This window comes from Saccharothrix sp. ST-888 (assembly GCF_000955975.1).
GTDB lineage: Bacteria > Actinomycetota > Actinomycetes > Streptomycetales > Streptomycetaceae > Kitasatospora.
In genome coordinates, this window is record NZ_JYJF01000051.1 from 40,243 (window position 1) to 46,662 (window position 6,420).

The window sequence follows — 6,420 nt, forward strand, 5'->3', positions numbered from 1 at the left end:
CCGTGGATCTCGTTGGACGAGAGGGGTCATCTGCCTACGGACCTACGCACACCTCAAGGTGCCCGCTGTTTTCGTGGGCAATGACATGCAAGGGACGGTAACGATGGTGATCAGCCGTCGTCAGTTCTCGCTTCTGGGCGCGGGAGTCGCAGCAACCACGCTTTCTGCGGCTCCGACAGCCCGGGAGGCAACCCGTGACCACAAGCCCGCAGTACGCAATGTCGTACTCGTACACGGCGCCTACGCGGATGGCTCTTCCTGGGCGAAGGTCATCCCACTACTGCAAGCGGCGGGAATGAACGTCATCGCGGTGCAGAACCCGCTCACGTCTCTCGCTGACGATGTCGCCGCCACGAACTTCGCACTGGCTCGGCAACACGGGCCCACGGTCCTGGTCGCACACTCCTATGGCGGCACCGTCATCTCCCAGGCCGGGCTCGCCCCGAACGTCACCGGACTCGTCTACGTCGCCGCCCGTGCCCCGGAAGCCGGCGAAGACTTCGCTGCGCTGTCCGCGAAGTTCCCCACCCCTCCGGTCAACTCCGGGATCATCACCTCGGGCGGCTTCAGGTTTCTGAGCCAGCCGGCGTTCCTCCAGGACTTCGCGAACGGCGTGCCCAGGAAGGAGGCCCTCGTGCTCTACGCGGCCCAAGGGCCGCTCTCGACCACTCCGCCCACCACGAGCATCGCCGCCTGGCACCAGAAGCCGTCTTGGTACGCAGTCTCGAAGAACGACCGCACCATCAATCCCGAGCTTGAGCACTTCATGGCCCAGCGCATGAACGCCACGACCATCGAGGTCGACGCAGGCCACCTGTCGCTCGTGACGCACCCTGAAGTGATCAGCAGGCTCATTCTGCAAGCCGCGACCCAAAGCTGACACCAAATCAGTCACGCCGGGTGCATATTGATCCGAAACTCAAAGGCTTCCGTCTGTCGGGCCGCTGACCTTCGGAGACGTGCTGCAAGGCCAGGATCCGGAGCGTTTCGGGTCAATAGAAGAGAACGTCACAGGAACGTGCACCTTACCCTTGTCGATAACCTCATCCTGGCGTCGCTCGTTCCTCGTTCTACGCCTGGCGCGCCGGTGAGCAGGACCGCCGTGCCCGCGAGCGGGTGGAGGACCTCCTCGCGGCGGAGATCACGGTGATCCACATGGCGTCCAAACTGCCGTTGGCCGCGCTGCGGATGGCGGCCGGCCGCGGAAGCCTGGAGCGCGGCTGCATCTTTCACTCGGATCGCCTGCTGAACGCCATCGGCGAGTTCCCGGGCCGGGAAATCGTACGCCAATGGCTGAAGGCAGGCGTGATCGACGGCGGACGCTTCACCCGGCCGGGCCACGGCAACGTGGCCCGGCTACCCGACCGCCACCGTGCGGTGGCGACCCGGTATGACAAACACTTGCCTGCCGCTGCCAGGCCACCATCACCATCGCCGTCATCAACGACTGGCTATGAGCCCACTTCTCAAATAGGCCAGGGCTACACCGCGCTGGTCGCCGACTGCACAGCCCGGCCGACATCGCCTGGCAGGCAGGCATGGCCGAACTGCTCGACGCGGTCGACGGCCTTTCGGCCGAGGGCGTCGACGCCGCCGGCCTGTCGGATACGAACCTTCGAGGCGGTCGCCGCGTTGATCCAGTCCTCGAGAGCAGGCTTGCCGCGGTCGGCGCCTGCTGCGAGCGCGTCACGCCAGGCGACACCCGCGATCACGTTCGCGCCTCCGGTGTCCTGGCCGGTCCGAGACGGTGTCAGCGGGTCCGCGTCGGTGCAGGTCATCGACTATGGCCCCGAGCGGAATCGGGAGCGCGCCTTACGCCGCGTACCAAGCACAGACGCGGGTCACTGTCACACGAGCAGCGCCTCGAGCTCCGGAAGTCGGCCGAACAGGTCGGGGAGGCCGCGCACGCCGTTGCGCACGGACTCGTGCGACAGCGCGAGGTCAGGGCCGGTGCTCGCCTCGACACCGGCGAGGCACCGGAGGATGTTCCACCTCGTGTGCCCCAGCCAGCCGCCGATCATGAACACAAACCAGCTTGGACCTGACGGCGGCAGCGCTCCGCTCCCCGCGACATAGCCGTCGAGGACCGAGCGGAAGATGGCGGGCTTGATGTCGTCGAAGCCAGGTCCCTTCGCGAGGCTCAGCGCGGTCGAGCCGAGCTCACCTGACAGGTCGAGCATCCCCGAGAGCTCCCAGTCGAGCACCACCGGCCGACCCTCTCGAGCGAGCAGGTTCCACGGTTGGATGTCCCTATGGGTCAGCACGACGGGGCCTGGCCGTTCGCAGGTGTCGACGAAGTGGGCAATCGCGAGGAACGTCTCGATGTGAGAGGCGAGTTCGTCGGCCCACGGCTGTCCGGTCGCCGCCGCCCGCGCGGCGAGCTCGGGCCAGTCCCGTGACGTCGGTTCCTCGATCGACACATGGGTCCACGCGACGTCGAGCGCGTGGATGCGCGCGAGGATCTCACCGATCTCAAACGCGTACGCCGCCGACACCGGTGCGTCTGGCACCTTTTCTCCCTCGACCCATCGGTGAACGAGCGTGTGGTGGCTGGCCGAGATCGGCTCCGGCATCGGGATGCCGGCGGCGAAGGCCGCCCGCTCAAACCTGAACACGTCCTCGACGCGATAGGCCCAGCGGCGGCCGACGAGGTTCAACTCCTTCACCGCGAACGACCCTTGGCCGGTGTCGAGCCGGTACATCCGGTTGGCGAACCCGCCGTGGACGCGGATCATCGGCCCGATCGGCGCGCCGAGATGCGAAAGGTTCACCTACGCATGCCAGGGGCTGACAGTTCATCGATGCACCGGACTTTCCCGCGATGCATGCTCACGATCACCGCCACGCCGACGAACGGCCACGGCCCGACCACTTGCCAAACACGCCTTGGTAAGTCCAGGGTGCCGCTCTCGCGACTGCCGCCAGGAGCACGCCGGCGACCACGCCACCGGAAGAACCCGCGCATGCGATCCGCCTCGCAGACCACGGAGTTCCGGTCCTCGAGCTCAGTTGGACTGGCCAAGCCTGGACATCACCACCCAGCAGGCCCGCAACCTCATGGCCGACCTCGGCGACCGCGGCTCGCATCGCCGACCCCGCCCCTCCGGCTGTTCCTTTTGTGGAGTACCCACAACGGACGAGGGGCGGACAGCTGCCCGGTCCAGGTCGTCTGGCGCCACCTTCACGGCCCCGGAGGAAGCCCTGCCGCCCGGCGTCCTCGGCCGGCCCACCAGCCCGCCAGCCCACCGACCTGCCGGGGACGGTGCCGCGGCCAGGCCGGTGGGCGTCCGACGACGGTGAGTGACGTGGGGGTGCGGCACCACCACCCGTGAACCTCGGTGAACACTCACTCGGTAATGGTGGTTATAGTCTGACCGGCTTCTCCGCCTCCGGGCGCTGCCGGGTGCCAGCCCGGCAGCGCCCGGAGGCTGGATGCCACCTCACCGGAGCGGGGCCGGTGGGAGGCCTGTCGGCGCGGCTCGGTGCCACCACACGCCTCGAACCCGCGGCACTGTGCGTCGACCACCGGGAGAAATCTCAGATGAAAGCTTCCACCACTCGCAGCTTCGGCGGCGTCGCCGTCATCACCACCGGCGCGCTCCTGCTGAGCGCCTGCGGTGCAGGCGGCGGTGCAGGCGGCGGAAAGACCTCGCTGCACGACCAACTGCCCGCGCAGATCCGCAAGACCGGGGTGATCCACGTGGGCACGTCGTTCACCGCCGCCCCGGTGATCTTCCGGGGCCCGCAGGGAGACCCGGACGGTCTCGACGCAGACATCGCCGCCGCCCTGGAGAAGACGCTCGGAGTCAAGTTCGAGTTCGAGGACGTCGGAGCCTTCGCGAACGTGCTCCCGGGGCTGCTGGCCCAGAAATACGACGTCGGGCTGTCAGGCATCACCGACACCCGTGAGCGCGAGCAGGGCGTCGACAAGGACGGCAAGAAGATCAACGACGGCGTCGACTTCGTCGACTACTTCATGGCCGGAATCGGCATAGTGGTCCGCAAGGGGAACCCCGAGAAGATCGCCAAGCTCGACAGCCTGTGCGGCAGGACGGTCGCGGTGAAGAAGGGCACCATTCACGACGACCTCGCGACCGGCCAGATGAAGGCCTGCGACCACCTCGGCAAACCCCTCAAGGTCGACGAACTGGACACCGACGACAAGGCACTGAGCGAGCTGCGCGACGGTTCGGCGGACGCGTACCTCACCGACTACCCCAAGGCGCAGTACCGCAGCCAGACCGACGGCAGCGGGAAGGACTTCGACCTCGCCGGCCCCCAGCTGCAGCCCAGGCCCTACGGGATCGCCGTCCGGAAGAGCGACAAGGACCTGCAGACCATCCTGACGAAGGCCCTGAACACACTCGTCGCGGACGGCACGTACGACCAGATCCTCTCGAAGCGGCAGCTGTCCGCCGGCGCTGTCCAGAACTCCGTCGTCGACGGCAGCTGAGCAACGAACGCTCGAACAGCGGGTCGCACCGGGGCCGGCTCGGCAGGAGATCCTCACCTGCCGAGCCGATGCCCGTGGTCTGCAGGTCAGCGAGCGGTCGGTGGAGCGCCGGCTCCGCGCTTGGCGCGAGGGCGGCATGGAGGCCTTGCGGTCGGCGGGTCCTGCGAGCACGCCAGAACTGTCGGACGCCCAGGGGTAGCGCACCTGCTCGCCCTGGCGCGACCTGCCTGTGGAAAGGCTTCACCCCCGACAACAGCCACCCGCCGGGCACCCCGCACGCCTCCAGCACGTAGCCGGGCGGCTCTGCCGCCCACCCCCGGCACGCCCCGACCCCGGCCGCGGGGAGGTCGCTCCCGACGTACACCGCGAGTTCGGCCAGGATCGCCACGGCGTCCGTGTGCCCTTCGGCGGGGCGCGCCAGCGACCAGATCCCACTGGGCCCACCGCGGGAGTGTCTCCCACCGGGTACGGGTGCGGCCGCTCCCGGACAGGGGCGGATCCAGTTCCCCCCATGCCGCCATCCGTGTGAATACCTTGGCCACGCACTGACGGTACTGCCCTGCCTCGGCCCCGGAGCCGAGGCCTTGCCCGTACCGGTCGGGACACCGGCCGCAGGGGCGTCGGCGCTCACCGGTTGCCCGCCTTGCGCGGATCGGCCTGGCGAGGTACTCGTATGGGCCACGGCGGCAGCGTGGACGGCCGGAAGGACACTGCAGCGGTCACATCATGCTCCTCGGTATCGGGCCGGGGCACGCACACCACGGGCGCACCGGCTTTTGTCTGACTCTGTACCGGCCCCCGGCCGCCGCATGCCCAGCGACCACGAACCGTCCACCCCCGGGGGCCCTACCAGCGGTACCAGCGACCGCGGCCACCCGAACCGCTGGTGCCCCGGGCAACGAACCCGATCAGCCAGATGACGAGCACGGCCAGCGCCACCCACCAGAGGATCTTCAGCGCGAACCCCGCGCCGAACAGGATCAGGATCAGCAGCAGTACGAGCAGAAGCGGAACCATCGTCGACTACCTCCACGGTCGGCACAGTCACCGTCAGCCAGTCGCCCCCGCGCGGCAGGGCGCGCATACGCAGGCCGGGTGGAGGTGGCACCCGGTACGCATCCTCCAGCGGGCTTACGTGATCGACACCTGGAGGCCGGGGGTCACGGGGACGACGACCTGGTGCCGTGCCCGGGCCTCCCCTCGTCCTGAGGCAGGACCTGGGCGCTGACCGCCCGATGCCAGCGGTTCAGGGTGCGCGCTTGATCGTCGGCGCGCTGGGCGAGGCGGTCCAGCGCGTCCGGGTCCAGGCGCGGGTCCTGGTCCGCGATTGCGCGAAGTGCCCGCCACAGGGCGGCTTTCCCCTCGACGCCGGTATCCTTGGCGTCGAGCGGCAGCGAGCGGCGGTACGCGGGGTGGATCTCAGGACGGACCGTCCGGTTCACCCGGAACCGGGCCGTCACTCGGGACAGGACTTGCCGAACCTGGGATGTCAGGTGTTCAGGAGGCTGTTGCGCCCGTCGTGGCCGTCCGCCGCCTCCTCGTCGAACCAGTAGTCGCCGTGCGCGAGGTAGCGGAACCCCACCTGCTGATCCGCCGGCAGAGCGACCTTGACCGCCCGGGAGCCGTCGGGGCGCGGCGCGAGCGGATGGGCGCCGGGCCGCCAGTCGTTGAAGTCGCCGACCACACTGGCCTCGCCGGCCGGGTGACCGGCCGGCAGCACGAAAGTGACCTCGGTGCGGTTCTTGCGACGGGTGCGTTCCAGCATGGGTGATCGCTCCTAACAGCGTTCGGGGAGTGCATTCAGCCGATCCTCGCGCGGCCGAGCCACTCCCGCGCGCGGTGGCAACCCGCCCGGTGCAACTGCCACTCGTCCGGCCCTGCCGTACGGCCCCTCGGCCGAGCCCGGTCCACCTCCAGGAGCTCCCGGAGCTCCCTCGCCGACTTCCTCGGCGCCGAGGACGCGGCCA

At 69.0% G+C, this 6,420-nt stretch carries 7 protein-coding genes; 2 read left to right on the forward strand and 5 right to left on the reverse strand.

Annotated features, from left to right (window positions below):
* Positions 1 to 73: 73 nt before the first annotated feature.
* Entirely contained in the window at positions 74 to 880 is an 807-nt protein-coding gene (locus UK12_RS17800; RefSeq protein ID WP_231591264.1) for an alpha/beta fold hydrolase, read from the forward strand.
* 601 nt (positions 881 to 1,481) lie between these two features.
* Here UK12_RS17800 and UK12_RS39800 read toward each other — a convergent pair.
* On the reverse strand, positions 1,482 to 1,778 hold the full coding sequence (locus UK12_RS39800; RefSeq protein WP_045303989.1) for a hypothetical protein: 297 nt from the start codon (positions 1,776 to 1,778) through the stop codon (positions 1,482 to 1,484).
* A 69-nt stretch (positions 1,779 to 1,847) separates the two neighbouring features.
* Complete coding sequence (locus tag UK12_RS17810) at positions 1,848 to 2,771, reverse strand: phosphotransferase family protein (RefSeq protein ID WP_045303990.1); 924 nt, start codon at positions 2,769 to 2,771, stop codon at positions 1,848 to 1,850.
* Positions 2,772 to 3,541: 770 nt separating this feature from the next.
* On the opposite strand from UK12_RS17810, the gene UK12_RS17815 reads away from it, so the two are divergent.
* Positions 3,542 to 4,453, forward strand: coding sequence for an ABC transporter substrate-binding protein (locus tag UK12_RS17815; RefSeq protein ID WP_045303991.1), 912 nt, complete (start codon positions 3,542 to 3,544; stop codon positions 4,451 to 4,453).
* An 846-nt stretch (positions 4,454 to 5,299) separates the two neighbouring features.
* Here the strand turns inward: UK12_RS17815 and UK12_RS17820 are convergent.
* The 3 genes from UK12_RS17820 to UK12_RS17830 form a co-directional block, all read right to left on the reverse strand.
* On the reverse strand, positions 5,300 to 5,470 hold the full coding sequence (locus UK12_RS17820) for a hypothetical protein (protein ID WP_045303992.1): 171 nt from the start codon (positions 5,468 to 5,470) through the stop codon (positions 5,300 to 5,302).
* A gap of 143 nt (positions 5,471 to 5,613) precedes the next feature.
* On the reverse strand, positions 5,614 to 5,913 hold the full coding sequence (locus UK12_RS17825) for a hypothetical protein (protein ID WP_052681959.1): 300 nt from the start codon (positions 5,911 to 5,913) through the stop codon (positions 5,614 to 5,616).
* A 29-nt stretch (positions 5,914 to 5,942) separates the two neighbouring features.
* On the reverse strand, positions 5,943 to 6,218 hold the full coding sequence (locus UK12_RS17830) for an isoamylase early set domain-containing protein (RefSeq protein ID WP_045303993.1): 276 nt from the start codon (positions 6,216 to 6,218) through the stop codon (positions 5,943 to 5,945).
* Positions 6,219 to 6,420 lie beyond the last annotated feature (202 nt).